Genomic DNA, 26,772 nt, shown 5'->3' with positions numbered 1-26,772 from the left:
TAGATAAAGTAAATCTTTAATAATCGGTTGGGGCTTCATCCCCACTGATTATTAGCCCTCAAGAATCGAGCTTTTACAGGAAGTTTATCTCCCACCTAATCTCTTTGCTTTTGCTGATTTTTGAGGTGGGAGTATTACTGCCCGCGAATAGCGGATAAATTTTCATTACTGATTTATACGTATACAAAAAGCCACCCCTTCTAGAAAAATACTAGAAAGAATGGCTCAGATCATAATAAAGTGAAACTTCGATCAGTGGAGATTCCCCTAATCTTCCACTAATCGTTAGTTGAATCTATAAGACTTTTATGTACGGTAATTCTTATCTTGCTGCACGTACCTCAGCAACAAGTTTTCCACCCTCTATGCTCATATAAAGCTTCACAGGCACTTCATTTGTATTTTCAAACACTAAATCTAAATATGGATATGCAATTGTAGCATCTCGGCCTTGTGGAACGTATCCTACTGTTTTGGAGTGTGTAGTTCTCTCCACCATTTTTAAACCAGCTTGATCTGCAGCATTAAAAAGAGTAGAAGATGTTTGACATACTCCTCCGCCATAACCATCTACTAGTTTCCCGTCAACAATCTCTTTTCCTAACTGATACCCCTTGTCTGGTGTTGTATCTCCAATTAATGCGTTAAAAGAGAAACGATCTCCTTTTCCTAATACGACACCACTAATATTACTTGCAGACAAACGAATATTCTCGATTCTACCACCTGTAGAACCACCTAAGTTTGTTTCATACCTTCCTAAAACTGCACCATTTCCACTTGCATCTTCCGGCTTCGCTACAGGTTTTTTCTCAACAATTGGTAGTTGGTACGAAGAATCCCACATTCCTACGTTCATTAGTTTATCTACTAGCTCTTTTTCCATTAACTCATAAGAAGGCTTACCTTCTTGCCATGTTCCATCACTTGCCATACGAGAAGGGACCATCTTTTGATCAATAGTTTTTCCGACTTCCTTAGCAACCTTCGTTACTTCTTTTTTAAACTTATTTTCATCTTCAAAATAACCTAAGCTTGCTATATTAACATTTTTTACTTCTTTACCACTTCTAGCATCTACTAAACTTACACTTTCATTGACACCAGTCTTAGCTTCTACTGCATGCTCTCCTATGCCACTTACTAATGAAACTTCACTTATTTTTGTACCACATCCACTCACTATGCTTACACATAGTGCCCCTATTACTATACTTTGTACCTTACGTAACAATATACTCTCTCCTTTTCCCTACCATTACTCTTTGTTTTCAATTTTATGTATGTATGATTACATGACTTTGCAATATGACTACAAAATATTACAATTTGATTTCCACTATATTAAAATTACTCTTTTCTTTAAGAAATGTCTACACATATTTACTTAAAAAACTTAAGTTTGTAATGCCCCTCTTATTTAACCAGTATATACCAAATGATTATTCAAAAACAATTTTAATACATTAATATTTTGGAATTCTTCATAGGCAATTCTCATTTATAAAAACTTATCACAAATTCTCTTAAATACATTTGATGAAGCACCCTATTCAAAATAGGTATTTGCCGTGCCACCTATCCGCTCTTACACATACATTATGATGAATTCAAGCAAATTTAGAGAACGGAGGATGTTTATGTATCCCTATAATTCATATGCCCCCTACAACCTTTATAACTATCAACCATCATATGACGGGCAATCGCAATATCAACCATATATAGAACAAACAGAACAAATTGATCCATATGATCCAAATAGACAATTTCAAATTCCAATTTCCTTTCCAGGTAGTGGCGGCCGTCAGTTAGAAAGACGAGTAAATGAGCTAGAACAAAGAGTAAATCAACTTCAGCAGACAGTAGAACGTCATACACGTAGACTCAATCGATTAAATCAGCGTTTACGTACTGTAGAGAATCGACTAAACATTCCATTTTCAGCACTTGAGGATGGATTTTAAATTAGTAAAACAAAGAACTATATAGGAAGGGACTCTCCCTTCCTATATTTCAAATTAACAGATAGTAAGCCTCTGTTATCCGTTTTATTTTATTAAATTGACGAAAGTTTTCTCCATCTCTATACTGATAAGAGTCAATGAAATGAAACAAGGTGATAAATATGGATTTTGAAATAAACTTCCTCTCCTTCTATGTCGTACAAGTAGAAGGAAAAGGTGAACAAGCAGATAAGCGATATAAACATTTTCAAACGTTAGATGCTGAAGAATATGAGGACAGCCCATTAAAAGAGTTCTTAGATGGTGAATTATTAAAAATATCTAAACGAAAAGTAGAACGTCATGCAAAAACCGAACAAGCCCCAACAAAGATTGGTCGATTTATTGTAGAAACTGGGCACGAATTCGATTCCAACCCTCATTATAATTTATTTAATCGTATCCGTTTTGCAGAAACGAAAGAGAATTTTAAAGATATGAGTGAACCTCTCGTTTATACATATATCGATACAAGTGCAGTACGCGGTGGTATATTTTTAGTTACTCAAGCAAAACTGAGGAAATACTTTGACGATCCATTCGTATTCGTTATGAAGTGTGACTTCGAGCCAAAAGTTGCTTCCATTTCCGACGAAACAACACTTATTCGCAACGTTGAAATGGCAATTACGACAAAAAATATGAAATCTATTCAATACCCATACATGCCAGAAGAAGGCATTGTCGAGCCTGGCGAACTAAAAATCCACCAAGCATCACACGCACGCTACTTTGAGGATTTCTTAAAATTCGTCGAATACGAACGCTCTATGCCAGAAATTATGAAAACACAAGTTATGGACATGGTATACGACCAAATCGAAGACGTATTTGAAGAAGGTACGGAAGAACGAGAACAATTCGACCAAGCGATGGAAGTATGGGCCGCCAGTCCTAAGCGTGAAATTATGGAACATTTCACAACGGAAGAAGTAATGGAAGCTACAGCGCAAATTGTGGAGCATACCCCTGAGATAGAATTAAAGCTAAAGGCAGATCATATTTCTGTGAAGGCATTGCTTGCAGATTTTGGGGAACAGATTCATATTGCCAAGGTTAATGATAAATATGTACTAATGATTGAGGCGGATACACTTACGTTTGAGAAGGGATTCTCTCCTATTGAGTTTTTGAAGCCGGATGAGTTAGAGAAAGTAATGGAGCGGATTGCGAGTAAGACGTAAAATAAAAGAAATTTTAGTGTCACTAAAGCGACTTTTGTATTTGGTAATCTAAAAGTCAGCCCGTATAATCGTTAAAAACCCAGCCATTCTTCTTCAATTACTTCGAAGAAGTGGCTGGGTTTTTAATGACAAAATGGCTGGATTTTCAATTGACAAATACACTAGCTCCTCACATATGAGTTATCTATTCATTCTTCATACATACAAATTTCTTTAAGTCAGCTTTTACTTTGATTTGCTTTCTTTAAGTAAGAAATCGTTTGGTCTAAACCAAATGAGACGTCTGAAGCAGGCTTCCATTTTAATACTTCAATCGCTTTACTATTATTTAACTGGCTATGAAGAATTTCTCCTTTATAGATTGAGGCATCATTTCTTTTATTACGACGTTCCATACATGTTCTACATATCGCTTATAAAAGAGTGATAGATTCTTTCTATCTTTGAAATCATCCCACCTTGAGTTAGATGTTGTCGTGAATATTCCTGAGCATTTCTTCCTAAACGTTCACGAAGACTCTTATTTGCTAAAAGCAATTTAAGAGCATCGGAAAGTTGTTGTACATTTCCCGGTTCACAAATGATCCCTGTTTTTCCGTTTTGAATCATTTCTGGTATACCACCGCAATTTGTTGTAACAATAGCTTGACGAGAAAACATAGCTTCAATAATTGAAATCGGAAAATTATCGTTAATGGTAGGTAAGACATAGATAGCAGAAGAGGAAAGGATTTCTGGTATATCTGTTCTTCTGCCAAAGAACCTGATATTGTCGAGACCAAGTTGTAGTACTTGGTCTTCTAGTCTTTCTCTCATGACACCATCACCAACAATCCATATTTCTACATTAGATAAATCTTGTTGAATTTGCGAGAGCGCTTTGAGAAAAATGTCATGACCCTTTCTGGGAGAAAGGCGGGAAACACAGGAAATTACAAGATTATCATCATACTCTTGTTTAGGTATAGAAGCTTGATGAAAATGTATGCCTGTATGAACAGTAACCAGTTGTTCTATCTTTGCGCCATACTCTTTTAAAGGGGAATGAAAAGAATTACTGATCGTTATGATTTGATCAGATGCTCTTATTCCCTGTTTTTCAATTTCACTAAAATAAACTTCCTCAATTGATCCTTTTTTTATTTTATCGAACTTTAACCGGCTTTTTGTAAAATGTCCATGCGGTGTAAAAAAAAGAGGTTTCTTATATTCTAGATTTAGTTGTCCTAATAAAAAGGCAGAAAATAAATCTTGTGCATGAAACACATCATATTGTTCTAGACCTCTTCCTCTTAAGAAAGACTTATACACGTTCATGAAACTAGTGTTTTTTATAATTTTTTCATTAACTGTACCATATCGTTGCAGCAGAAAGTCCCTTGCATGTTCGGCAGCCTGCGGGATATCTTGCTCTAGATGAACTGCTGTCATTTGAGTAGGTGAGATGACATCTACGTCATGACCATACTTTTCAAAACCTGTTTTTAAGGAAGTAATATAATTTGATAACCCTCCAGTATTTGGATATCGCAAAAACGTTACGTAGAGGATCTTTAGTTTATTTGTTTTACTTGGTATGCGATTCTTTTTGATTCCAAATGTCTGAAATGGTTCCATTAAATGATTCTTTTTACTATCTATTTTATAGTATTCATCCATGACTTTTAGCAGGCTCGCATGGAAGGGACAGATGTATTCATTTCGCTCTTCCTTTATTGTATTCAGAAGCATCTCCTCCTAACTCTACTAATGTGAAAATTTTATTTATCTTATAAACCTAATTCTCTTCCCCAAGTTGAAACTCTTTCAAGATGATACGTTAATAGCTCGCCACCGCGGTTATCAAATATTCTTCGTAGCTGGGTATGCAATCCCTTTTCTAATGTTCTCTGCAAATACGCCATTTTATAAAGGTCAATTGGAGCCGTTTTAAATTGAATGCCATTCTTCTGCATTTGTTTTGTATATAATTTCACACAATGCGTGCGAATTTCTTCTGCATGGCTCTGCCAATCTTTTCTGAAACCTAATAATATTTCGACTAAAACAACCATATCAAACCAGACGGGTGCATATTTAATGGACTCCCAATCGATAAACTGGATGTTCCATGGTGCACCCGGTGTCACATTGTTGCTGCATATGTTTTGCATATGAAGATCACCATGCGTTATAGATGAACCATTTTCAAATAGTTTCGGGAAAAAATCCGGTCCCTTATGACATAGTTTTATTAACGGTTTATGATAGGGTTTAATGATCTCCCTTAACCGGTCGTCTTTCGCTGCGTCATCGAGAAAAGCAATCGTCTTTCCAATATATTTGGCTCGATTACTTCTCATGTGGCTTGATTCATAAATAGGAAGCCAAGATTTCCAAACATCTTTATGCTTTTTAAAATTGTCTTCAAATGTGTGTGCGTGAAGTTTGGCAACTGTGGGGATAATGTAGTCAAAATGTTTCGGGGAGAAGGTGATCTGGCCGCGTACTTGCTGAACAAATTCCATGAATATCCAGGTGTCATTTCCGTTTTTTTCAACATGGTATATTTGAGGAAGAAACTCTTTCAATATAGGATAAGCTCTCTGATATACATTAATCTCTACTTCATTTTTATAGTTTGTTGAATGATATATTTTTAAAATAATGGGATAATGATTCGTTTTCTTTCGAAGAGATAATTTGTAGATACTCATTCTTGTTGTTGATTTTAGACACTCGATTTTAGCAGGGTCTATTACAACCCTCTCGGCCATTGAATAAGAAAGCTTTTCTGAAATCTTCAACTTCTCAAAATGATGGAATAATACTTTTGCCTCGTACAACGTTTTCATTCCTTTCGTTTTTGTTTCCAGGCGTTCTTCAAATGAGACCACGCACTTCTAATGAATGGCATTGGATCATCCCATGCAAACAAAGCAAACTCTTTTTTGCCTCGCAAACCTTCATAAAAATCTTTCCACGTCATTTCAGCTCTTTTTTTCTTGTGACGGAACGTTAAATAATACCGCACAAGATAAATCCATTTGACACCGTCTATTTGTTTGAGCCTCGGCCCGGGGTTTTGCTTGGTTAAATATAAATAATACATATAAACAAAATCCACGCCAGCAGGTCCTGTCAAGCTATGCGTTAACCAAAAACGAGGATTTATTTCAATAAACTTATAAATCCCATCTCGGGGGTCCTTTTTAAACTCTGCCATACCAATACCTTTAAGGTTCATTTTTTTAAAAAATGGTAAACACATATCCACCAATTCTGGAACTTGTTTACTAACAATATGAGCTCCCGTTCCAAATTCAGCTGGGAATTGATGATTCTTTTGCAAAGAAAATAACGCTAGTAGCTCCATATTGTCGTCATAAAAAGTGGCCACTTTATAAAAATGCTGATTGTCGCCAGGAATGATTTCCTGAATGATGAGCTTTCCATGCTGTCGATACAATTCATACTCATTTCTTAGTTGATCTGGATCTTTTATGAATATGGCCTTTTTATTTATTTTTTTTCGAAACTCATGGCCCAAAGTCGGCTTTAATATACATGGGAAATCGAGGGCCAATATCGCTTCTTCCATTTGTTCTTTATGTTCGATCACATACGTTTTAGGACATGGAATATTATGCTTCACTGCTAATTCATACATTTTGTGTTTATCCAGTATTTCTTCAATCAGCGAATGTTCAGGAAACAAAAATAAATAGTAGTTAGACAGTTCCATTCGATATTTTGAAATGAACACCACATAATCATCCGCACCTGTATACAAAATCGGTTTCAGTTTAAATTCTTTAGCCAAATTGATTAAAAAAGTTAGTAATTCCTTTTCTTCTGATAAAGGACTTGGGCATACTCCACATGAAGCAAGACGTGATTTTCCTATCTTATAAGGTTTCTCTATATCGAACGCATAAACGTTGATCCCTTTTCTCGCTAAGCTTCTGATGATTCCGATTCCATTGGCACTTAAGTCCAGTACAACTGCTGCGTGTTCATGATTCATAGAATTCTTCCTCACTCAAATACTTTTTGTAGATCTTTTCAATATGAGCTGTCATTGTCTCTCTAGTTAAATGCTTTTTAGCAAAGTTTCTTGCATTTTCACCCAACTGCTCCCGATCTTGCTGATTTGCAATGACGAACTTTAATGCACGTGCCAGTTTATCTGTATCTCCTGGAGCGACTAGAATGCCTGTCTTGGAGTGATTCACCAATTCAGGTATGCCTCCCGATGTTGTCGAAATGACACAAGCTCCACTATGCATGGCCTCAATGATAGAAATAGGCAGGCTGTCGTTTAAGGTTGGAAGTACAAAAATATCGGTTTTGCTTAAAATGTTTGGCACATCATCCCTTGCCCCTAAAAACTTCACCATGGAAAGACCCAAAGAATCGACTTGCTTTTCTAAAGTGTCTCTCATCTCACCATCTCCGACAATGAGCACTTTAATGTTATCAGTATATTTTCTTTTCAGCTTTGAAAGTGCGTCAAATAATACATTATGGCCTTTTCTTGGGCCTAATCTTGCCACACATGTAATAACGACCTTCTTGTGTGCTGATGTATTTTTTGTGCGATACTTCTCAGGGTAATCAATGCCTGTAAGCACAGTTGTCATGTTCTCTTGTTTGGTCCCTAGCTGCATTAACGGATCACGAAATGAATCACTGAGAATGATGAGATGATTGGCAAATTCAATGGCCTTTCTTTCTAATGTTTTATAATAGACTTCTTCCAGCGAACCTTTTTTAAATATACCAAATTTCAGCCGGTTAAAGGTAAACATCCCATGGGGTGTAAACAACAAAGGTTTTCCGTAATATACATTGATTCTTCCTAATATATTCGCTGTAAACAAATCTTGCGCATGGAAGATATCATATTTTTTTAAGTCGATATTGTGAAGAAGCATCCTTTCATAGATATACATATGTCTGTGATTTTTCAAAATCATGCTATTATAACTTCCATAACGTGTATTAAAGAAATCTTTTAATCTGGGAACAATTACTTCACGCAGGGTCTCTACTTTACTCCGAGGAAATTGATTAGGGGAGATAATGTCAACTTGATGTCCTTGTTGTCTTAACCCTTCACTAAGTGCCGTAATATAATTAGATAAACCTCCAGTATGAGGATAGTCCCAAAACGTAGCAATTAATATAGAAAGGCTTTTCTTTCGGACCGTCTTTGGCCCTGTATTTGTATAACGTTCATACATTTCATTCTTCTTTTTTTGAAATGAGAACGAATGAATTCCAAAATATTTATCCATTTCTTTAATTACATAGGGATATGGAAACATAGGCTTCTTTTTCATCGCCATATCCTCCTTACCACTTCGAACGCTTCAGCGTATTGTACGCCAATCGTCATTCCTCTAACTCTTCCTAAATACTGAACTCCTTCATATGAACGAGGATGAGGAAAATCTCTCATTTCTACATCGTAATGTTTGAGCGCCGCAATCTTTGAATCCATTTGATCTGTAATGTCGACAAAATAATTAGCTTTGAAAGCCTTATCATTCGTGTGGATATTCCACTCACTAGAGGAAACCGTTTCAAATGTAATTAATTCTATCGGTTTTTGGTTCGGCAGAGGTCGAGTCGCGGTCAAAACCGCTTGAAAAGTAATTAAATGATCAATATTGACATCTCCATAATGGTGGGTGAAGATTTTACTCGGTTTATAGGTCTGTATTAATTGTTCTATTTCTTTCGTTAACTGATGCAGCGGAATTAATTCTAACTCTAAATTAGCATGCTCGAGGAATATCACTTCTTCAATACCAATTACCTTATTTGCACACCGGCTTAGCTGCTGTATGTGATGTGCTTCCTCTTTTCTTCCTAAAGCGGTAATGATTGAAATTACCCGATAGCCATTTTCTACTAGTCTTTTTAAAGTCCCGCCGGCTCCTAATAGCTCATCGTCAGGGTGAGCACCAATGACTAAAACACACTCTCTCATTATTTTTATCACTCCTTGTACTACTTAACTTATGATTGATGCTACAAAAAGAAACGGTCATTAGCGGAGAGCTTGCTCTATTGTTTATCATCTTTTAACAGTATTCCAACAGAAGTCCCCTTCCTTAAGCATGTGCAGGGCATGGCCCAGGTCGTTCGGTTTTTTATCTATGTTTCACCCATGTATTATAAGCAGAAGAAGGTATATTCTTCACATAGTTTAAAAAATCCTGTGACAGTCCAAATTTTTTAAACCCCTTTAATAATTTAATAGGAGCCTTGCTATTTGAGGTAAAAGCTCTTTTATGGTCAATAACTTTTAACTGACCTTCTTCATTTATTAAAACGTGTCTTACTTCCGTGTCCCATCTGGTAAATCCGATCTTTTTAAATTCATCCAACATTATTAATATTTTTTCAGTTAATTCTTCAGTGATCTGTTTTTCTTTTTTCAAGTGACGTGCAAGTGAAATTCCATGTATATACTCCATGACAATATAATTTTCTCCATATTCATAAAGTCGTGGAATAATAGGTGATGATTGTCCAATTACCAGAGCTTTCAACTCTTTTTTTCGAGTTTCTTCCAGGAAAAACATTTTCACACATTTATCATGAGTTAATTGATATACTTCTCCATCCTTCCCATCCCCAATGAGCTTATATTCCTTCAAGTCTCTTCTGCTTATTCTTCTTTTATTAAAGTATGTCTTCATTTGATCGCTCCTTAATAAGTATTTCGTGTTTTTGCACTAGTATTACCTCATATTCTATGATTCATCACTTACATATGTAACCTAGATTAATATATATTTTTATAACTTGATTCAATTCATATGGTTTTTTAATAGATATTATTTTTAAACCTTGAAATGCAATAAAGTGAAAGTTTGATCAGTGGGGGCTTCATCCCATTGCCATCAAGCTAAGAAATGCAAATATCCCCAAAACGAGAAATTTGTGCCTTTTATAGCAACGAAATTCATTTTTCTCATCTTGAGGTAGTTTATTTTTTAGATTGATAGAGATAAGGCGATTCCCGGGGGCGACTGACCCTATTAAACCGGTTGCCCCCGCTTAACATGGAATAAATACGTTATGTATTAAAAACCGACTCCTATTACATAGCCGGTTTCTTTTATTGCTTCACATACACTTAGTCTTCATTAGGAAACAGTAGGTAAAGTGATATTTGTAAAAATATTGTCTGAATCAACAAAGTTACGTATGTGATTTTTATTTGTATAGTATTTTAAATTCAGAGGTGTGGAGCCTGTATAAACAAACTCATTTCCTTCCAGAACTAGTTCATTCGCTGCATTAGCTGAGCCAGATGCTAATAAGGCACCAAAAGATGTATTGTTTATCGTGACTATACAATTTGCTGCTTTATAAATTGTATAGGGTCTGTTTGTATCTGATAAAAACAGATTATTTTTGGTATTGATAGTGATATCGCATTCTTCTAATGACGTGTATGATACTTGGTTGTCCACATTTGTAATACCGCATTCACAGGTCGTATCTATAAGCTTTGATTTAGTAACCTTAACGTTCATGGGGCATCCGTTAAACATATGATTTCTCAGCTCACAATTAATAAATTCTGATCTAGTGAATTCACAGACATCTACATTCTTAGGATTTGGATTTTCAGATCTGACTCGTAAGTTTTCGAATCTACAATTATCATACTCTTTCACTTTAAACGTCATTTCCTTTTGTATAGGGACAGATTTAAAGGTACATCTGCTTATTTTGTTTGCCTTTAGCCACGGTGCAGTAACTAGATTTTCTGTAAAAATAATGTAATTATTATCAAACGTGCAATTATCGCCCATTGCAATCATGTCAGGATTTACGTATTGATTGTTTGATAATGAAACCCTGTATGAATCACTAGTTACATTCATGATGCCACCTGTAAAGCTGTTGCCTTCGATATTCACAAACGCCGCACTGAAATTAGAAGTCATAAGGCCAATGTTGTTTTGACAGTTGTATAAGAAGTTATCCTTAATGTTTGCATGCACGAGAGAATACAAATTGATTGCAATATTATCAATGTTGTAAATGTGATTGTGCTCTATTAAAACATCGTAACACCCGACTAAGATACCATGATAACTACCGTAAATTTCGTTATCTTTTATCGTACAGCTTGCCCCATAACTATCTTCCATATTTATCGAATATCTAGTCGGGTCATTGAAAAGCGGTTTTCCATCCAAAAACCTAACCAAACCTTTTCCATTATCACGGATTTTATTGTTTACAATTTTGTTATAGCTACCACCTAAAGTAATACCGCCCCTATGCCCATTATATATTTCACACTTTTTCACTGTATTATGATGGGGAATCCCGCCAAACATAATAGTAATCTGCATATTCTTATTTGGGTTGGTTTCATTGTAATACTGCAATCTAAACCTAGTTGCAGTAACAGGAATAGAAATATCGGTATAAATTCGTCTTTTCTTCATAACCCCTATGAATTTGTTGCTATTGTCGTAAAAGAAGATGTCCAATTCTTTAGTATTTAAATTAGTTTTTCTAGCGTAGCCTGCGCCAGCTATAAGGAAAGAATTTATCTTTGGTGTTAAATCTTGAGGTATGTTTAACAGTTTTGTTATGAGTGTATTAGCCGAGGTGATTGGTTGTCCAGTTGTGTAATCTAAAGCACTTAATGTAAGTCCTTGATCAAATTCACCATAGTTATATATAGAATCTGAGCTAAATGAAACATTATCACCCATGTAATCGCGAACTGTACAATTTGTCATAGAACAATAACTTGAGCTTCTTTGAAAGAGAACTCCATATGTGTGCTCCATTGCTGCTTCTAAAGGATTCGAGAAACTCCTATCATCCCTACATCCAATGACGGTTCCGCCAAACAAATGAGAATTAGTGGTTTTGCTAAAAACAACACTATTTCCTTTAAAGTTGTAATAATCAGTGGTTGTTCTATTATCGAATGGTGATTTTTTGTTAGAATCATATATTACTTTTAATGTTGAACCATTTAAATTAAAGTCAATATTAGAAACCATAGCGATTTCACGAGGGTAACAGATCGCATAATTCCCCTTTGGAAGAATCACTTCAGCATAATTGTTAACCGCCGCAAATTGTAATGCACTGTTTATTCCCTGTATATTCTTATCAGCTTGTATATAATCAGCATCTGCATAGGGCTTGGTGGGCAATCCTTCTTTTATACCCCACTGATTTAGTTCAATTAAATAATCCAATTCCCTTCACCCCTTCATTTTCTTAAAATAGTATATTCATTGATAAAAGAAATCGTCCCTATAAAAGGAAACTGTTTTAAAAATCACTAAAATTTACAACCCTATTCATAAAAAAACAGTTAGGAGAAATAGAGATTCATCTGCATCGGCCGATAGAAGGAACGATCAAACAGTTGATTCTGAAACGCCAATCGAAGAGATGGTACGCTATTTTTAGTGTCGAAAGACAGGATGTACCTCCCTCTATTGATATAGAGAATGCAATTGGTATAGATGTAGGACTGAATCAATACGCTGTTCTTTCAAATAGAACGGTATTTGAAAATCCAAGATTTCTTCTGCAAAAAGAAAAACAACTGCGCAAAGCACAGCGTAACCTTTCGAAGAAAAAGAAGGACTCTGCGAACTATAAGAAGCAAGTAGAACGAATTCAGATCCTTCATGAAAAGGTAGCGAATCAAAGAAAAGATTTCTTACACAAATTAAGTTATCATCTCACGCAAATGTATTCGGTGATTTGTATAGAAAATCTTGATATTCGAAAGATGGTTCGGAATCGAAAAGTTTCGAAGTCGATCTCTGATGCAGGCTGGGGCACTTTTCGTAAGATGCTTTTGTATAAGTGTGAGAAATTTGGCAGTTTACTTGTGAGAGTAGACCCAGCGTACACATCACAAGATTGTTCTAGCTGTGGGAATCGTGTGGAAAAATCACTTTCGATTCGGACACATATTTGTACAAAGTGTGGAACAGTGTTAGACAGAGATTATAATGCAAGTCTCAACATTTTGCGAAAAGGATTAGAGCGATTACTTATGAGAACGACCGAAGAATGAAACTGTAGGGCAAGGTTGTGTCCAAACAGTATAAACGACGCCTGTGGAGAGTATGTAAGACTGCTTAGATTCCCAAGCAGCAACGCTCTATGAAACAGGAAGTCCCTTCTTCAAACAACTCGTAAGAGTGTTAAGGAGGGGGCATTCACAGACCAGTTTTATTTTACAATTACACCCTCTATTCCATATTATAGTTTTTATTGAGCGCTATTCTGTAGCGCTCTTTTATTTTTACTCACATCCCTTTGCCTCTACCTTGGTTACTATACATATCCGGACACGAAAACCTACTATTAGAATTCAAAAAGATGACATTTCTTCAATATATCCTATCAGGCTATTGTTTGTATAACTACTAGAACTGAAGAAAAGCAGTTAAATAAAATATATCAGAATTTAAGGGAGACAGCTCAAGGAGAATTGTCCGTAAGAAACAACTGATGAGAGGGGAATAATCACGGAAAATGCCGCACTTTCTTTAAAATGGACCGATATGGTTCGATCTTAAAGAAAAACTAAAAAAAGTACCTAGAATAAAAAAAAGGGAAATGACAAGAAAATAATGTTTTTTTCTCATCTTCACAGCATGTAAAAACTTTCTGTTCGTAAATATAATCATCGAAAAAAGAATACCACCTATTATCAAAGTAATAACTAACCCCATAACAATACCCACCCATTCTTCTACCATATCTGAGCAACCATTAAACAGACAATTGATTGAATAAACAGTTATTCCCCCCTAAAAGAGCATACCCAAAAAGAAAACCAAAAATAAAATTTAGAAGCACACTTATTACTAAGTACAATTTTTTCATCTATTCACCTCAAAAAATACGTGTATATAATCATTGTTATTCTAATTAAAGAAGCCTAACAAAAAAAACAATCCTTTATATATTCATTTACACGAACACTTTTAACTTTTGACTATGCATCATTTATTTTGTTATTTATCTCTTCTAACACTCGCAACTGCTGCTCACCTTTCTTTACAGCCATAGTAAAGTAATTTTGTAAAAGTCGTATTGTGTTATTATCAATATAATATCGTTCCGTTATATTCCCCCATGTCTTGCTATTTTGAAAATCATCCCAAGTAAATGGACTGTGTTCTTTTTTCTTTAATTCTTTAAATACCCATCTTTTCATTTTCTTTTTTGCTTTTTCAGTTAATAAACCATTCTTTACAAGTACGAGTTCTTCATTTCGTTTATACCGCTTATAAATATCCTTTTCCTTGAATACTTTAAGAAAGATATTCAAGGTGTTCTTAGCGTCTGCAAAGGCACGGTGCTGCTTTCCTTCCCATTCTAAAGAAAATTGTTCCACCGCAAATTTTAAACTTGGTGTATGTATAAATAGTTGATCATATGCTTGAAATACAAATTTTTGCAAATCAAATTTTCTCTCATCCTCTATATTAGGGCATTCTATATGATGTAGCTTACAATCTTGCGCAAGAAATTTATAGTCTTCCTTTCCCCATGTTATAAACATATAATCATCCCCAGCAAATTGAAGAAATCGCTCCATTACCTCTGGAAACACTTCTACCTCTTTTAAATCTTGCTTTGTAATGCCTGTTAATTTTGTTGTATGGCGGGTTAGAGGTGCGGTTGGTTTAACAAGTGAAGAAAATTGTCCTATTATACGCACTGTACTTGCTTCTACCTTGATTGCCCCAATATCAACCACTTCCAAGGGATCTTGCGATTTATAAGGTCGAAAATTCCGTTCAACATCAAAGACAATATAATATTTAGGTTCATTCAAGTCATATCCCTCTTCCTTATCTGATTATATTTTTAATTATATATTCCCCACTGTACAAATACACAAAACAAAATTTATAAAAAAGATCCCGAGATTATTTTTTGAATATTCAGATAAAAATAACTAAATTTTTTGTATATAGAGTAAGGCTTTAATCAGCGAGGTTGACTTTATCTCTCGCCTAGCTTCTTTGCTTTCGTCGAATGTTGCGGTGAGAGTATTATTGCACGCGAATAGCGGGATAAACATACATTCGAAAGAATGAAATGAATCAAGCACAATAAAAAAAAGAGAAGGGCAAGCCCTTCTCTTTTCAATTCAATTACTTCTTAACTACGTTAGTAGCTTGTGGTCCACGGTTACCTTGTTCTACTTCGAAAGTAACTTCTTGACCTTCTTCTAAAGTTTTGAATCCTTCGCCTTGGATAGCTGAGAAATGAACGAATACGTCTTCTCCGCCTTCAACTTCGATGAATCCGAAACCTTTTTCTGAGTTAAACCATTTTACTTTACCGTTTTGCATGAAAAAATCCTCCTACAATGTACCTATATGTACATATTCATTTTCGACCACTTTACAACAATAATAACGACATTAAAAAACTGCAACCGCAGAGGAGATTTAACATTGCTATCCTCTTCTGAAGTTACAGCTCATTTAAATCTCTATATTATTAAAAGTAAAATGGTTTATAATCACTATATCATATCGATATAATAAAAGTAAAGCTGAATTCTCTATTTTTTGTACATTTTACACAACATTTTTCTCCCAGGACTTCAACTTTAGAATTTCTCCACTAGTTGCCTATCAGCTACTAGGCGAGTTGGTTCTTACCTAGACTTTCACCAGTAAGCAATACTTAGCTTAACTGGGCACGCTATAAAAAAAGCACGAATGACTCTTCTTGTCATTCGTGCTCCTCTACTCTTATTTTTTAAAAATGCCAAATGGCTTTCCTACTGGTAATACAACTTTTCCGAAATGTGTATTTAATACAGCAGCTGCTGAACCATAGAAAGATAGTAATGAAATACATAGTTCAGAATACGCCGCTAAATTATGCATAGCATGTGGCATAACACCTAAAGTACTAAATGAAAGACCGATAAATAAGAAATCAATAAGTACAAAAATCATAAATAATACTTTATGTGTTTCCATTGCTCCAATAGTCATGAAAATTGTAAAAATTAGGTACCCAATAAATGCAACACCAAGTTGCTTTGGATCTACAGCTTGTGCCAGTTTTTCGCCAAATACACCAAGTTGAATTAACCATGATGTCCCAACACCTAACCAAAATAGACCATACGCACCAAAAGCAGTTGTACCGAACGTATTATTATGCTTTGCATCGTGAATGCAAGCAAAAAGTTGTGCAAATCCTCCTAAAAAGATTGCCCATGGTAATACAAATGAAACGCCATCAGTTAATCCTAGCTTTTGTGATGATGCTACAAGTGTTACCATTGCTAATCCAAATAGACCAATTCCAGATGGATCCGCTGTTGTCATTTTCACATGATGTGTAGTTTGATTACTCATAAAAACCTCCTGATTTTGAACACATACCTGAATACAATACTGAATTCAGGTATGTATGTCAATGGTTTTTATTGTATGTCGTCAGACTTCACGTTTTTGTAACAATGAAATATTATTTTCGCTACTTCATATGGCTTGATATTTAAATTTAATAGCTCTTTTACAGGAATCCAAACTGGAATGTATTGTCCCCTATCAATCTTTGTAAACTCTTCACCTTTTCCTGTACCAAAAACACCACCAATGATACGAGCTTCATAAAAATACTGAGTGCCTTTATACTCATACTTCGTAACAAGTTTTTGAACTTCAACATGCACGCCTAATTCTTCATAAGCCTCACGTATTGTTGCTTCTTTTGGTGTTTCATACTCTTCAATCCCTCCACCTGGAAAGACAAAATACACTTCATTCTTTCGAACACGTTTTATAAGAGCAACCGTGTTTTCTTGTATCAAAATGAGTGAGCTACGATTTCGAATCATGCTATTACTTCAACCCCAATAGCAATTGTTCCCCACCTTTTCTCTTGTTCTTTCGTATATATTTCATATGTACTTGCTAGCATTTCTTCTACACTCCAGTTTGCACAATCCAGCAACTCTTTATCAATGTCTTCATACATCTGTTGAAATGTTTGATAACATTTTAACTCAGTTACTTGTACACAAATTGTTTCTTTTGTTGTTAGATTTGTAAATTCGATTTTATCGTCTTTTTGTATATTCTGACGCTTTTTATCATATAAGCGTACTTCAAATACCTTTTTTCCAGATTGAATAGATTGAAATCGCCCATTATATAATCCCATTTTATGTTTCATTTCCTCACCACCTTAGTTTATTATACATGGGCATTTCCAACTCTTTTTTCATTTGTTGCAAGAAATTCAGCAAGGCTTATTCGATATCATTTTCAAAAGAAGAATCACCACCATTACTTTTTTAAACAGATTGAACAACTGCTCCCCGCATGTACAAAACATTCATGAATTCTACATTATATTTGTGATTATAATCACTTCGATCTCTTTTCTTATCCATTATGCTAAAAGCATACAAATGAACAGAGGAGTGATTCATATGGCTACACCTTTTACTAAAACATCTATTGTTGGTGAAATAGTTACCACTTTTCCACAAGCAAGTGATTTGTTTAAAAAACATCGTATTGATTTTTGTTGTGGCGGGGACAAAACAATTGAAATAGCGACACAAACAAAAAAAATTTCTCCTGATGAACTTTTAAAACTATTAAATGAACAATATATTTTATATAAATCAAAAAATAATGAATCTACAAACTGGAGTGAGGCTAATTTTTCTATACTAATTGACCATATTATCCAAAAACATCATCGATATATTCAAGAAGAATTGCCACAGCTGAGCCCATATGTAACAAAAGTATTTCGCGTACATGGTCAAACAGAGTCGCATTTAAGTACCGTTCACCGACTTTTTCATGAATTAAAATTAGAACTTGAACAACATATAATAAAAGAAGAAACTCTTGTATTCCCGCTTATCAAAAAATACGAACAAAATTCAACTCAAGAAAATTTAATTTTAGCAATTGAAAGGCTTGAAGAATTAGAACAAGAGCATGATGGAGCTGGCGATCTTATAAAAGAATTACGAATCATTACAAATGATTTTACTCCTCCCGAGCATGCATGCCGCACATATCGTATGGTTTATAATCGTCTAGAAGATTTTGAATCTGATTTATTCCAGCATGTACATCTTGAAAACAACATTTTATTCAAAAGATTACTTTCCTTAAAATAAACAATAAATCTCCTCATATGAGGAGATTTATTTCTTTATATAAGATGCTCTATACTATAACATGTAGATAAAACACCTTATCGACACCACTTATTACATTTAATATGGGAGGAGTTTTAAAGAAATGCGCTACGTCATTGTAACAGGTACTTCACAAGGATTAGGCGAGGCAATCGCTACACAATTATTAGAGGAAAATACACGACTCATTTGTATTTCTAGAAGACAAAATGAAAAGCTTATTGAAAAAGCAAAACAAAAAGATATTCCTTTAACATTTCACTCAATCGATCTCCAAGATGTACATAATCTAGAAACTCATTTTGAAACAATCTTTTCATCCATTGAAAAAGAAAACGTATCGTCTATCCATTTGATTAATAATGCCGGTACCCTCGCACCAATGAAACCGATTGAAAAATCAGAAAGTGAACTTTTGATTGCAAATGTACAAATTAATTTAATTGCACCGATGATCCTTACTTCTTCGTTTATGAAACATACGAAAAATTGGAACGTGGACAAACGTATTATTAACATTTCTTCAGGAGCCGGTCAAAAACCATACTTTGGATGGGGAGCATATTGTACAACGAAAGCTGGCGTGAACATGTTTACACAATGTGTCGCTATAGAGGAAGCTGAAAAAGAATATCCAGTAAAAACAATTGCTTTTGCCCCAGGTGTTGTTGACACAGACATGCAGCAACAAATTCGGCAAACAGAAAAAGAAGATTTTACTAACTTAGATCGATTTATCGCTTTAAAAGAAGAAGGAAAATTACTCTCCCCTGAATATGTCGCTAAAGCGGTTATCCATCTTTTAGATACACCCCATTTCGAATCTGGCGGCGTAATTCGCATTGATGAAAAATAGTTTCATAGCAAAAGGCTCGCATATAAGCGAGCCTTTTATCTTATCGGTTCTAAAAATATTAATACAGATTCCATTATTGGTTCATATCCTATCTCTTGGTAAATCTTATTCGACGTTGGATTTGCTAAGTCTGTATATAAAGTAGTTGTTTTATAACCTCGGTCTAACATGAGCTGGCTAAGGGCAGCTACACAATTAGAAGCGTACCCTTGTTTACGTTCTTCTTTCGGTGTATATACAAAATTGATTGTAATATTACTCTTAGTAGGCCTTGTAATTGCAGCTACTGAAACTAATCTCCCATCTACTTCCCATCCAAACAACCGATTTGTACTTACTAATGTGTTTGCAGTTTGTTTTGCTTTTTCTTCCGTAGTGGGCAAATGAACATCTTCACAAAATTGGTGCACCCACTCTTCAATTAATGGTAGTTCAACGCTGTTTACTCGCCGGAAAGCTCCATATTCACCCCATTTCTTCTTTACTTTTTTTAATTCATACACCCCTTGATTCATACGAATAGAAAGCTTCTTTTGTTCTAATTTTGCAATCTCTTCAGCTAATTGTTTCACCACTCGCTTTTCACCAATCAATTCCGGTATATCTGGATACACCTTTGTTAATTGTTTCGCTATTCCCTCTATAGCCTCTTGCGAAATCTCGGATTTAGCAACAATCATTTTCTTTTTCTCAGTTTGAAGAAGTATAAGAGCAATTTTTTCATTTTGCTTTGCTATTGCCATAAACAACGGATTCTCCGTAGACTGTAACACCCCTAATAATAAATTATTTTCTTGCTCATTCATTTCCAAAATGGAGGTGACTTCCTTCCTAAAGTAAGAAACATCTTTATATACCTGTAATTGAATCATCGACAATCTCTTCTTTCTATATAAATCCCTTTTGATTTTTCGACATATAAGTCGTTGATACGAAGAAGAAAAGGTGACTTACACTCATTTTCTCTCTCTATTTTACCTTGGCATGAGGCAGGAAAAGGATCTGACCGTTTCTATGCATGGCCGTATGCTCTCTCCCACCTAAAAAGAAGGGGTTTATTTGGATTTATATTTTTATATTTAAATAGAATATTGGCGATTCATTCATTAAATCCTGCTTTTACGATTCAATAATATTCCAGACTATCGTCATTACTTCTTTTTCAGCTTGTGAGATCCGTTGTTTTTCCCTTTCGAATGTAATTTCTTCGTTCTTAAAGTACTCTCTCCTCTTTTGAATCATACGTACCATTTCTTTTTTGCTCGGCCCACCATATACAGTCCGTTTTTCAACAAATGATTCTGGTGATATAATATCATCCCATTCTTTTTCTGAAAGTATTACATGAAAGTTTTCTTGTAAATATATGTTTACTTCTGTGAAATTCAGTTCATGTAACTCTTTTTTCTGCTGTATAGACATTGTTGCAATATCACTTGCAGCACGATGAGCACGCCGAAAAGGAATCTTATAATTTTTTGTTAATGCGTCTGCAAAATCGGTTATTGTAATCGCATGTTGAAACGAGCGAGTTCTTAAAACTTCATCTTCCACCTTCATCGTTCGAATTACTGCATTCATCATACAAAACACACGAATTGCCTTTTCGATTCCTTCATACAAATAAGGTTGCAAATCATCTTCTGTATCAACAATATCTCCAAACGGTGTATTATGAATCATTTGAAATACAGTGAAAGTTTCTCCAAGTGCACTGCTAGCGAGAGCACGAGCATGTTCAATGGAAACAGGGTTCCGTTTTTGCGGCATTATACTGCTGATTTGTACGTATGGGTTTGCAACAGTAATCCCATTGTATTCTTTTGTTGCTAGTAGTAAGAAATCATGGAGCCATCTACTGCTATTCGTCATCGCTACCATAAGTGTCGCGCTTGTTTCTAATAAATAGTCTGCGCTTGCAATAGCGTCATATGAATTTTCAATAACACTTGAAAAACCGAGCAACTTTGCAACCTGCTGTCTATTAATAGGAAAGCTTGTAGTAGATAGAGCAGCTGCACCCAAAGGAGATTGATTGACAAGATGATATACCTTCCAAACACGCTCTAAATCCCGATGCATTGTATCATATATTGCTAACATATAATGACCGAATGTTGTCGGCTGGGCAGGTTGTGTGTGCGTGTAAGCAGGCATGATTGTTTCCATATGTTCATTCGCAACTTCTAACACACTTTCTTGTAAAAGAAGAAAATGCTCTATATAACGGAGTAAATAGCGACGCAAACTCATCCGATACATCGCGACCCCCATATCATTCCGGCTCCTGCCAATATGCATATTACTTACAAAATTATGATTTGCTTCTTGCCCAATTAAATGCTCCACTAAAAAAAAGAGATCTTCATGCTCCTTCTCATACAGTAATTGACTCTTTGGAATTTGTGCCACTTTTTCTAACGCTGTTAAAATAACTTTTGCATCTTTTTGTTTCATTAATTTTTGCTCAATAAGCATGATAATATGAGCACGATGAATCATAAACATCTCTTGCAACAAGTAATCTCGCTGAAATTGAAACACATGCTGTAGCACACAATTTGCATAGGTCTCCCCAGGGAAATCAGCGCCCTCACTCTTTATAAATTCCTCCTTATTTTGTTTCATCACCTTTTCCCCTTTCGCCCAGTTATTACTAATCATCATACCCTGAGCTTTTGAAAAGGTGCTTGTATAAAGTGAAACTATAATTAGTGGGGAATCCCTTCATCTCCCCATTAATTATTAGCCCTCACCAATCGGGTCTTTACGGGATAAAGTGAAACTCCCATCAGTGGGGTCTTACTGCCCACAAATAGCGGGATAAAAATAAACCCGATGCTTCACGCATCGGGTTTATTTAATAACAGTGGCATCATATTTTTCACTTTTTAACACCTGGAACTGTAAATTCAGTAAGTGCTTACGAAGCTCTGTACTATCATCTTCATCCAATTGATTTGCTAAAAATACAATTTCTGTACAATTCCCAAGTTTATCAGTGGCATAAGCTGCTTTTGCTAATGTCCATGGGGTATACCCATTTTTTTGTCCAGCATGCCGGAATGACTTACGATACTTCTTTGCTTTCATGTCCGTTTCAACAAGATTTGCCCACTCATTTTCTCCAGCCTTTGTAAATCCTTTTTTATGATTCGCTTTTTCCAGAAGCACCATATAATCATTTGCGGATGCAGCTGGCAACTTATCTGACCATATTTTTTCATATTTCCCTTCTAAATAGAGCGGAATTTCTTTTTGTAATAACGGTCCTTTCTCTTTTAACCGTTCATGTATTAACATAGCATAACGACGATATTCTTCTGAAGACATTTCTTTTAACTTTTTCTCTAATTTAGATTTTGGAATATGCAGTTCCTTATGCAAATATCCCGGAATGTATAGAGAAGAAACAATAGGAAATAACGGTTGATGTGAAGGAAGTGATAGATTTTGTAAATTTTGGTTAATATAATCTAGTCCAAGTCGATCCATTAAATATTCTGTATTTGCATTTGAACTAAATTTCATCATCCCTTTCGCAACTTCTTCTAAAGAAATTGCATTTCCATCCATTTTACCAGTTTTCATTAAATACTTTTGCCAACGATCCTGCGCACCACCATCTGTATTTGGAATATAGTAACGATTTACATCATCAATTGACACATAACTATTTGGGTCAATTCTCCCATCTACAACTTGTTTCGTAAATTCAAGTGCAACAATTAACTTCATCGTGCTCGCAACTGGTAACACGACATCTGGATTCACAGAATAAACAACTTTATCATTTCGCTTTATAAGTAGGGCACTATTTTTTTCATCTTTATGTTCTTCAACAAATGAGGCAATAAATTGAGCATCATCATTATTAGAGCTCCAAACTTTTTTTACTAAAAAGTTACCGGATATAAGTACTACGAATACACCAATGATTCCCGCACATATTATAACTTTTCTCAAGTGAATTCCCTCTCCTAATTTACATCTTTTATCTTTTATCTGTTATATATAGTTATAAACAAAACAATAGAGACGATTGTCTAAATAATCGTCTCTATTATTTTAACTTGTCATCTCCTATTATGTCTACGTCATAATTCGAACAAAATTTTCAACAAATTTCTTATAATTTAATTTCCACCCAATTCGCACCCAATTTTTAAGAGCTTTCGCATCGGGTTGTGGCCGAAAATCAGCGATACTTTCCCCCTTTGCACTACCTTCTAAATCAACTTCTACTTTCCGATATACATATTCAACCATAGAAGGATTTACAACTGCCATCATCGTAAGCACATCATGAATGGGGCTTCCGGTAATTTTCGGATTTATTTTCTTATATGCCTTATAATAATATTGAAATATAGGTTCAATTAATTTGTTAAATGCAGTTTGTGAATGTTTTTTTATATAATGCACAGTTTCAGGTGTAACGATTGATTCACTTGTAACATTTAGAGGGATTAATGTTACGTTTTTTGCATACTGCATGACTAAATTTGCAGCAAGTGCATCTCCATGAAAATTCGCCTCTGCTACAGGGGTAACATTCCCTGGAACAAGAAATGCTCCACCCATACAGTAATATTCTTTTACATCTTTCATTATATCTTTACCTAATATAAACGCCGTTGCTAAACTTGTTGATCTTCCTGTATCAACAATAATAATTTCTTTTTTATAACGCTGGATTATGTCAAAGATTGCACAAAACGATTTAATATTTGGTTGAATCGTTTTTGGAGGGCGAATTGGCCCTAATCCTTCCGCTCCATGAATTTCCGGATAATATGTTGTAAATTCACCTGACAATGGCATTTTTGCTCCATTTATAATCGGTATATCCTCTCTGCCTGCTAGTTGCATTAAATACGCAGCATTGCTCGTTGCTTGCTCTTGTGTTACATTTCCATATCCAGTTACAATCCCAACGATTTCAATCTCAGGATGTAATAGCCCATACATAATGGCTAAAGAATCATCAATACCTGGATCTCCCAAAAAAAGCACCTTTTTCATGGCACTTCCCCCCCATCCCTGCACCTCTTATTATGGTATAAACCAAAATACATGTTAACTATTTTTTAAACCATATACGCCATAAATTAAAATCACACTGTATTCACACACTGCTTTTTGAACAAACGATGAATTATTCAAACAACCACTGGATTGAACCATTTGTTCAAATTTCGTTCATTGTGATTCGATTCACAAAAATACATAATAAACTTGTAAATACATTTTATTATGTATCGGAGGAATTTATTATGTTTATTGATTTTTTACGTAATAACAAAAAAGCTTTATTTATTCTATTACCCCTTCGTTTATATTTAGGATACGCTTGGTTATCTGCTGGATTAGGAAAGCTTTTTGGTCAGTCATTTGACGCAAGCGGGTTTTTAAAAGGTGCAATTGCCAAAGCAAGTGGAGATCATCCAGCTGTACAAGGCTGGTGGGCTGATTTTCTACAACATTTTGCTCTTCCACATGCTGATTTATTTAGCTTTCTCGTACAATGGGGAGAAATTTCAGTTGGGCTTGGACTTCTTTTAGGAGGGCTAACCAAAACCGCTGTATTTTTCGGGATTATTATGAACACTGCTTTTCTTTTAAGTGGAACTATAAGTACAAATCCAAATATGATACTATTGTCTATACTGGTTTTAGTTGCAGGACATAACGCTGGACGTGTTGGTCTAGACGGATTTGTTTTTCGAAAACTTTTCCATAAACATAAAAATAACTATCCAACCTATCCTACACATAAATTTGCATCATAATTACGTTTTTAATTATAAAAAGTAGAGCTCTTATTGAATCTATAAAAGCCCTACTTTTTATATTGCCTATTTTTTCACCAAATTTATTTGGTTAAAGCATAAACTCTTTTGCCCCAACCTAATCATCTTTTTCTATCATTGATTAAAAAATATAGAACCTATCCAATTTGTATATTTTATTCAAATCTATATCTTTATGCTACTTTATCCCGCTATTTGCGGACAGTAACACTTCCACCTCAAAATTCAGCCAAAACAAAGAAGTTAGGTAGGAAATGAAGCCTCCCACTAATTAAAGTTTCACTTTATTTGAAGTTAACATACTACCTATTACATACGCAATGAAAGCAAAACAAATCGGAAACACAACTGTATGTATACCAAACGGATTTGGAAAACAAAGGTGAAATAGCATATAAGAACTCACACCAACCAGAATGGATGCAAGCGCGCCAACTGCATTCCCTCTCTTCCAATATAGCCCTAAAACAATAGGCCAAATAAATGCTGCTTCTAAGCCACCAAAGGAAAATAAGTTTAACCATATTAAGAAATCTGGCGGTTTAATAGCTGCGGCATATACAAGTAAACCAATGATACCCGTAATCCATAGACTTCCTTTTTTTATTGTTGTATCCGCCGCATTTTCATTTATATAGTTCACATATATATCTTTAATAATGGATGAACTCACCAGTAGTAAAAGTGAGTTTACCGTTGACATAATTGCCGCCATTGGGGCAGCCAAAAAGATTCCAGCAAGCCAAGGTGGCAATACTTCCATCGCAAGAAGTGGCATTACTTTGTCTGGTACAGTTACGCCTGGAAGCACCACGCGTGCAAATACACCTGTTAAGTGCATACCAATCATAATTGTACCAACAACAATTGTCCCGATAATTAAAGCTTGATGCATCGCTTTTGAATTTTTATAAGACATCGCACGCACGCTAATTTGCGGTAATCCAACAACACCAACACCAATTAATATCCAAAATGATGTCACATACGTTTTCGTTAAACTGCCATCTGCACCAAATGGTGTAATTAAATTGGGATTAATTCGAACCAGTTCTTGCATAATCTTTTCAATCCCGCCACCAGCAATCACTGTTGCAATTAAAATAATTGTCGTACCTGCTAACATAATAATGCCGAGCAATGTATCAGATAAAGCAACTGCGCGGAATCCACCAATTAAAACGTATACAAGTACAGAGAATGTAAAAAGAAATAAAGCCGTTGTATACGAAAGACCTGTTAACGATTCAATTAACCTTCCGCCTCCAACCCACTGAGCAACTGTTGCCGAAAATAAAAAGATAATAATACATACTGCTGAAAGAATGACCACTGCTTTATGATTATATCTTCCTTTTAAATAATCAATAAGCGTAATTGCTTCCATCTTTCTTGCAATGATTGCAAACTTTTTACCAATTACCGTCAAGACAATGTAACCCGTTACAACCTGGATTGCTGATAATAATACCCATCCAAGCCCCATATTGTATGCAATTCCAGGTCCACCGATAAAACTACTCGCACTACCGTACGTAGCAATCATTGTCATAGCTAATAATAGACCGCCAAGCTCACGTCCTCCAAGAAAATATTCTTGTAAAAATTTATTATGAGCAGTTGCTTGTACACGTCTGGATGCATATACACCAATTAAAAATACAACGATAAAAGAAATTATCATTGGGATTATTACGTACCAATTCAT

25 protein-coding genes are annotated in these 26,772 nt (G+C 35.1%); 6 read left to right on the top strand and 19 right to left on the bottom strand.

Annotated elements, in window-relative coordinates:
- Positions 1-322: 322 nt before the first annotated feature.
- Positions 323-1,234, bottom strand: coding sequence for a VanW family protein (locus BPMYX0001_RS14550; RefSeq protein ID WP_018781528.1), 912 nt, complete (start codon positions 1,232-1,234; stop codon positions 323-325).
- Positions 1,235-1,640: 406 nt separating this feature from the next.
- Between BPMYX0001_RS14550 and BPMYX0001_RS14545 the strand changes: the two genes are divergently transcribed.
- Positions 1,641-1,967, top strand: coding sequence for a hypothetical protein (locus BPMYX0001_RS14545; protein WP_018767401.1), 327 nt, complete (start codon positions 1,641-1,643; stop codon positions 1,965-1,967).
- Between the two features lie 161 nt (positions 1,968-2,128).
- Positions 2,129-3,190 carry a DUF3900 domain-containing protein gene (locus BPMYX0001_RS14540; RefSeq protein ID WP_006095549.1) on the top strand — a complete coding sequence of 354 codons (1,062 nt, stop codon included), beginning with the start codon at positions 2,129-2,131 and terminating at the stop codon, positions 3,188-3,190.
- Positions 3,191-3,408: 218 nt separating this feature from the next.
- On the opposite strand, the gene BPMYX0001_RS33145 is transcribed toward BPMYX0001_RS14540, so the two are convergent.
- From BPMYX0001_RS33145 to BPMYX0001_RS14505, 8 genes are all read right to left on the bottom strand, one after another.
- Positions 3,409-3,585 (bottom strand): hypothetical protein, encoded by a 177-nt coding sequence (locus BPMYX0001_RS33145; RefSeq protein ID WP_006095548.1) that lies wholly within the window; start codon positions 3,583-3,585, stop codon positions 3,409-3,411.
- 7 nt (positions 3,586-3,592) lie between these two features.
- Positions 3,593-4,921 carry a glycosyltransferase family 4 protein gene (locus BPMYX0001_RS14535; RefSeq protein WP_006095547.1) on the bottom strand — a complete coding sequence of 443 codons (1,329 nt, stop codon included), beginning with the start codon at positions 4,919-4,921 and terminating at the stop codon, positions 3,593-3,595.
- Between the two features lie 38 nt (positions 4,922-4,959).
- Entirely contained in the window at positions 4,960-6,015 is a 1,056-nt protein-coding gene (locus BPMYX0001_RS14530) for a phosphotransferase (protein WP_006095546.1), read from the bottom strand.
- 5 nt (positions 6,016-6,020) lie between these two features.
- Positions 6,021-7,196: a carboxylate--amine ligase gene (locus BPMYX0001_RS14525; RefSeq protein WP_033799024.1), complete on the bottom strand. Its 1,176-nt coding sequence runs from the start codon at positions 7,194-7,196 to the stop codon at positions 6,021-6,023.
- On the bottom strand, positions 7,186-8,514 hold the full coding sequence (locus BPMYX0001_RS14520; RefSeq protein WP_018781522.1) for a glycosyltransferase family 4 protein: 1,329 nt from the start codon (positions 8,512-8,514) through the stop codon (positions 7,186-7,188). The genes BPMYX0001_RS14525 and BPMYX0001_RS14520 overlap by 11 nt, the downstream gene beginning before the upstream one ends.
- Positions 8,511-9,167 (bottom strand): PIG-L deacetylase family protein, encoded by a 657-nt coding sequence (locus tag BPMYX0001_RS14515; RefSeq protein WP_006095543.1) that lies wholly within the window; start codon positions 9,165-9,167, stop codon positions 8,511-8,513. Before BPMYX0001_RS14515 ends, BPMYX0001_RS14520 begins: the two co-directional genes overlap by 4 nt.
- Positions 9,168-9,330: 163 nt before the next feature.
- Complete coding sequence (locus tag BPMYX0001_RS14510) at positions 9,331-9,882, bottom strand: AarF/UbiB family protein (RefSeq protein ID WP_006095542.1); 552 nt, start codon at positions 9,880-9,882, stop codon at positions 9,331-9,333.
- 450 nt (positions 9,883-10,332) lie between these two features.
- Positions 10,333-12,423, bottom strand: a complete 2,091-nt coding sequence (locus BPMYX0001_RS14505) for a right-handed parallel beta-helix repeat-containing protein (RefSeq protein WP_006095541.1) — start codon at positions 12,421-12,423, stop codon at positions 10,333-10,335.
- 107 nt (positions 12,424-12,530) lie between these two features.
- Here BPMYX0001_RS14505 and BPMYX0001_RS14500 point away from each other — a divergent pair, with 107 nt between their 5' ends.
- Positions 12,531-13,259 (top strand): RNA-guided endonuclease InsQ/TnpB family protein, encoded by a 729-nt coding sequence (locus BPMYX0001_RS14500; protein WP_255261231.1) that lies wholly within the window; start codon positions 12,531-12,533, stop codon positions 13,257-13,259.
- A 930-nt stretch (positions 13,260-14,189) separates the two neighbouring features.
- Here BPMYX0001_RS14500 and BPMYX0001_RS14490 read toward each other — a convergent pair.
- From BPMYX0001_RS14490 to BPMYX0001_RS14470, 5 genes are all read right to left on the bottom strand, one after another.
- Positions 14,190-15,035, bottom strand: coding sequence for an exonuclease (locus tag BPMYX0001_RS14490; protein ID WP_033799023.1), 846 nt, complete (start codon positions 15,033-15,035; stop codon positions 14,190-14,192).
- 322 nt (positions 15,036-15,357) lie between these two features.
- Positions 15,358-15,558: a cold shock-like protein CspB gene (gene cspB, locus BPMYX0001_RS14485; protein ID WP_003198964.1), complete on the bottom strand. Its 201-nt coding sequence runs from the start codon at positions 15,556-15,558 to the stop codon at positions 15,358-15,360.
- Positions 15,559-15,966: 408 nt separating this feature from the next.
- Complete coding sequence (locus BPMYX0001_RS14480; RefSeq protein ID WP_003198966.1) at positions 15,967-16,584, bottom strand: acetate uptake transporter; 618 nt, start codon at positions 16,582-16,584, stop codon at positions 15,967-15,969.
- A 68-nt stretch (positions 16,585-16,652) separates the two neighbouring features.
- The gene (locus BPMYX0001_RS14475) at positions 16,653-17,069 is read right to left on the bottom strand and encodes an NUDIX hydrolase (protein ID WP_033799022.1); all 417 of its coding nucleotides are present in this window, start codon (positions 17,067-17,069) and stop codon (positions 16,653-16,655) included.
- Positions 17,066-17,407 carry an ASCH domain-containing protein gene (locus BPMYX0001_RS14470; RefSeq protein ID WP_006095536.1) on the bottom strand — a complete coding sequence of 114 codons (342 nt, stop codon included), beginning with the start codon at positions 17,405-17,407 and terminating at the stop codon, positions 17,066-17,068. Before BPMYX0001_RS14470 ends, BPMYX0001_RS14475 begins: the two co-directional genes overlap by 4 nt.
- A gap of 259 nt (positions 17,408-17,666) precedes the next feature.
- Between BPMYX0001_RS14470 and ric the strand changes: the two genes are divergently transcribed.
- On the top strand, positions 17,667-18,374 hold the full coding sequence (gene ric / locus BPMYX0001_RS14465; protein ID WP_006095534.1) for an iron-sulfur cluster repair di-iron protein: 708 nt from the start codon (positions 17,667-17,669) through the stop codon (positions 18,372-18,374).
- A gap of 124 nt (positions 18,375-18,498) precedes the next feature.
- The gene (locus BPMYX0001_RS14460) at positions 18,499-19,251 is read left to right on the top strand and encodes a (S)-benzoin forming benzil reductase (RefSeq protein ID WP_003198974.1); all 753 of its coding nucleotides are present in this window, start codon (positions 18,499-18,501) and stop codon (positions 19,249-19,251) included.
- A 35-nt stretch (positions 19,252-19,286) separates the two neighbouring features.
- Here the strand turns inward: BPMYX0001_RS14460 and BPMYX0001_RS14455 are convergent, their stop codons facing one another.
- The 4 genes from BPMYX0001_RS14455 to BPMYX0001_RS14440 all read right to left on the bottom strand — a co-directional run bounded on the left by BPMYX0001_RS14455 (position 19,287) and on the right by BPMYX0001_RS14440 (position 24,276).
- Positions 19,287-20,123, bottom strand: a complete 837-nt coding sequence (locus BPMYX0001_RS14455) for a GNAT family N-acetyltransferase (protein ID WP_006095533.1) — start codon at positions 20,121-20,123, stop codon at positions 19,287-19,289.
- 247 nt (positions 20,124-20,370) lie between these two features.
- Positions 20,371-21,879, bottom strand: a complete 1,509-nt coding sequence (gene argH / locus BPMYX0001_RS14450) for an argininosuccinate lyase (RefSeq protein WP_033799021.1) — start codon at positions 21,877-21,879, stop codon at positions 20,371-20,373.
- A 228-nt stretch (positions 21,880-22,107) separates the two neighbouring features.
- Positions 22,108-23,217 carry a serine hydrolase gene (locus tag BPMYX0001_RS14445; RefSeq protein WP_003198980.1) on the bottom strand — a complete coding sequence of 370 codons (1,110 nt, stop codon included), beginning with the start codon at positions 23,215-23,217 and terminating at the stop codon, positions 22,108-22,110.
- Between the two features lie 126 nt (positions 23,218-23,343).
- Entirely contained in the window at positions 23,344-24,276 is a 933-nt protein-coding gene (locus tag BPMYX0001_RS14440; protein ID WP_018781509.1) for a nucleoside hydrolase, read from the bottom strand.
- A 251-nt stretch (positions 24,277-24,527) separates the two neighbouring features.
- Between BPMYX0001_RS14440 and BPMYX0001_RS14435 the strand changes: the two genes are divergently transcribed.
- Entirely contained in the window at positions 24,528-25,043 is a 516-nt protein-coding gene (locus BPMYX0001_RS14435) for a DoxX family membrane protein (RefSeq protein WP_033799020.1), read from the top strand.
- A 292-nt stretch (positions 25,044-25,335) separates the two neighbouring features.
- On the opposite strand, the gene panF is transcribed toward BPMYX0001_RS14435, so the two are convergent.
- Positions 25,336-26,772, bottom strand: coding sequence for a sodium/pantothenate symporter (panF, locus tag BPMYX0001_RS14430; protein ID WP_018781507.1), 1,437 nt, complete (start codon positions 26,770-26,772; stop codon positions 25,336-25,338).

Source organism: Bacillus pseudomycoides DSM 12442 (assembly GCF_000161455.1).
GTDB lineage: Bacteria > Bacillota > Bacilli > Bacillales > Bacillaceae_G > Bacillus_A > Bacillus_A pseudomycoides.
Note: the sequence above shows the minus strand (reverse complement) of the source record. Positions and strands in the feature narration are given on the sequence as shown.

Excerpts from the sequence above, each read along its gene's own strand:
- BPMYX0001_RS14545 (WP_018767401.1), top strand. The coding sequence starts at position 1,641 with ATGTATCCCTATAATTCATATGCCCCCTACAACCTTTATAACTATCAA.
- BPMYX0001_RS14540 (WP_006095549.1), top strand. The coding sequence starts at position 2,129 with ATGGATTTTGAAATAAACTTCCTCTCCTTCTATGTCGTACAAGTAGAA.
- BPMYX0001_RS33145 (WP_006095548.1), bottom strand. The coding sequence starts at position 3,585 with ATGGAACGTCGTAATAAAAGAAATGATGCCTCAATCTATAAAGGAGAA.
- BPMYX0001_RS14535 (WP_006095547.1), bottom strand. The coding sequence starts at position 4,921 with ATGCTTCTGAATACAATAAAGGAAGAGCGAAATGAATACATCTGTCCC.
- BPMYX0001_RS14525 (WP_033799024.1), bottom strand. The coding sequence starts at position 7,196 with ATGAATCATGAACACGCAGCAGTTGTACTGGACTTAAGTGCCAATGGA.
- BPMYX0001_RS14520 (WP_018781522.1), bottom strand. The coding sequence starts at position 8,514 with ATGAAAAAGAAGCCTATGTTTCCATATCCCTATGTAATTAAAGAAATG.
- BPMYX0001_RS14515 (WP_006095543.1), bottom strand. The coding sequence starts at position 9,167 with ATGAGAGAGTGTGTTTTAGTCATTGGTGCTCACCCTGACGATGAGCTA.
- BPMYX0001_RS14510 (WP_006095542.1), bottom strand. The coding sequence starts at position 9,882 with ATGAAGACATACTTTAATAAAAGAAGAATAAGCAGAAGAGACTTGAAG.
- cspB (WP_003198964.1), bottom strand. The coding sequence starts at position 15,558 with ATGCAAAACGGTAAAGTAAAATGGTTTAACTCAGAAAAAGGTTTCGGA.
- BPMYX0001_RS14480 (WP_003198966.1), bottom strand. The coding sequence starts at position 16,584 with ATGAGTAATCAAACTACACATCATGTGAAAATGACAACAGCGGATCCA.
- BPMYX0001_RS14475 (WP_033799022.1), bottom strand. The coding sequence starts at position 17,069 with ATGATTCGAAATCGTAGCTCACTCATTTTGATACAAGAAAACACGGTT.
- BPMYX0001_RS14470 (WP_006095536.1), bottom strand. The coding sequence starts at position 17,407 with ATGAAACATAAAATGGGATTATATAATGGGCGATTTCAATCTATTCAA.
- ric (WP_006095534.1), top strand. The coding sequence starts at position 17,667 with ATGGCTACACCTTTTACTAAAACATCTATTGTTGGTGAAATAGTTACC.
- BPMYX0001_RS14460 (WP_003198974.1), top strand. The coding sequence starts at position 18,499 with ATGCGCTACGTCATTGTAACAGGTACTTCACAAGGATTAGGCGAGGCA.
- BPMYX0001_RS14455 (WP_006095533.1), bottom strand. The coding sequence starts at position 20,123 with ATGATTCAATTACAGGTATATAAAGATGTTTCTTACTTTAGGAAGGAA.
- argH (WP_033799021.1), bottom strand. The coding sequence starts at position 21,879 with ATGAAACAAAATAAGGAGGAATTTATAAAGAGTGAGGGCGCTGATTTC.
- BPMYX0001_RS14440 (WP_018781509.1), bottom strand. The coding sequence starts at position 24,276 with ATGAAAAAGGTGCTTTTTTTGGGAGATCCAGGTATTGATGATTCTTTA.
- BPMYX0001_RS14435 (WP_033799020.1), top strand. The coding sequence starts at position 24,528 with ATGTTTATTGATTTTTTACGTAATAACAAAAAAGCTTTATTTATTCTA.
- panF (WP_018781507.1), bottom strand. The coding sequence starts at position 26,772 with ATGAATTGGTACGTAATAATCCCAATGATAATTTCTTTTATCGTTGTA.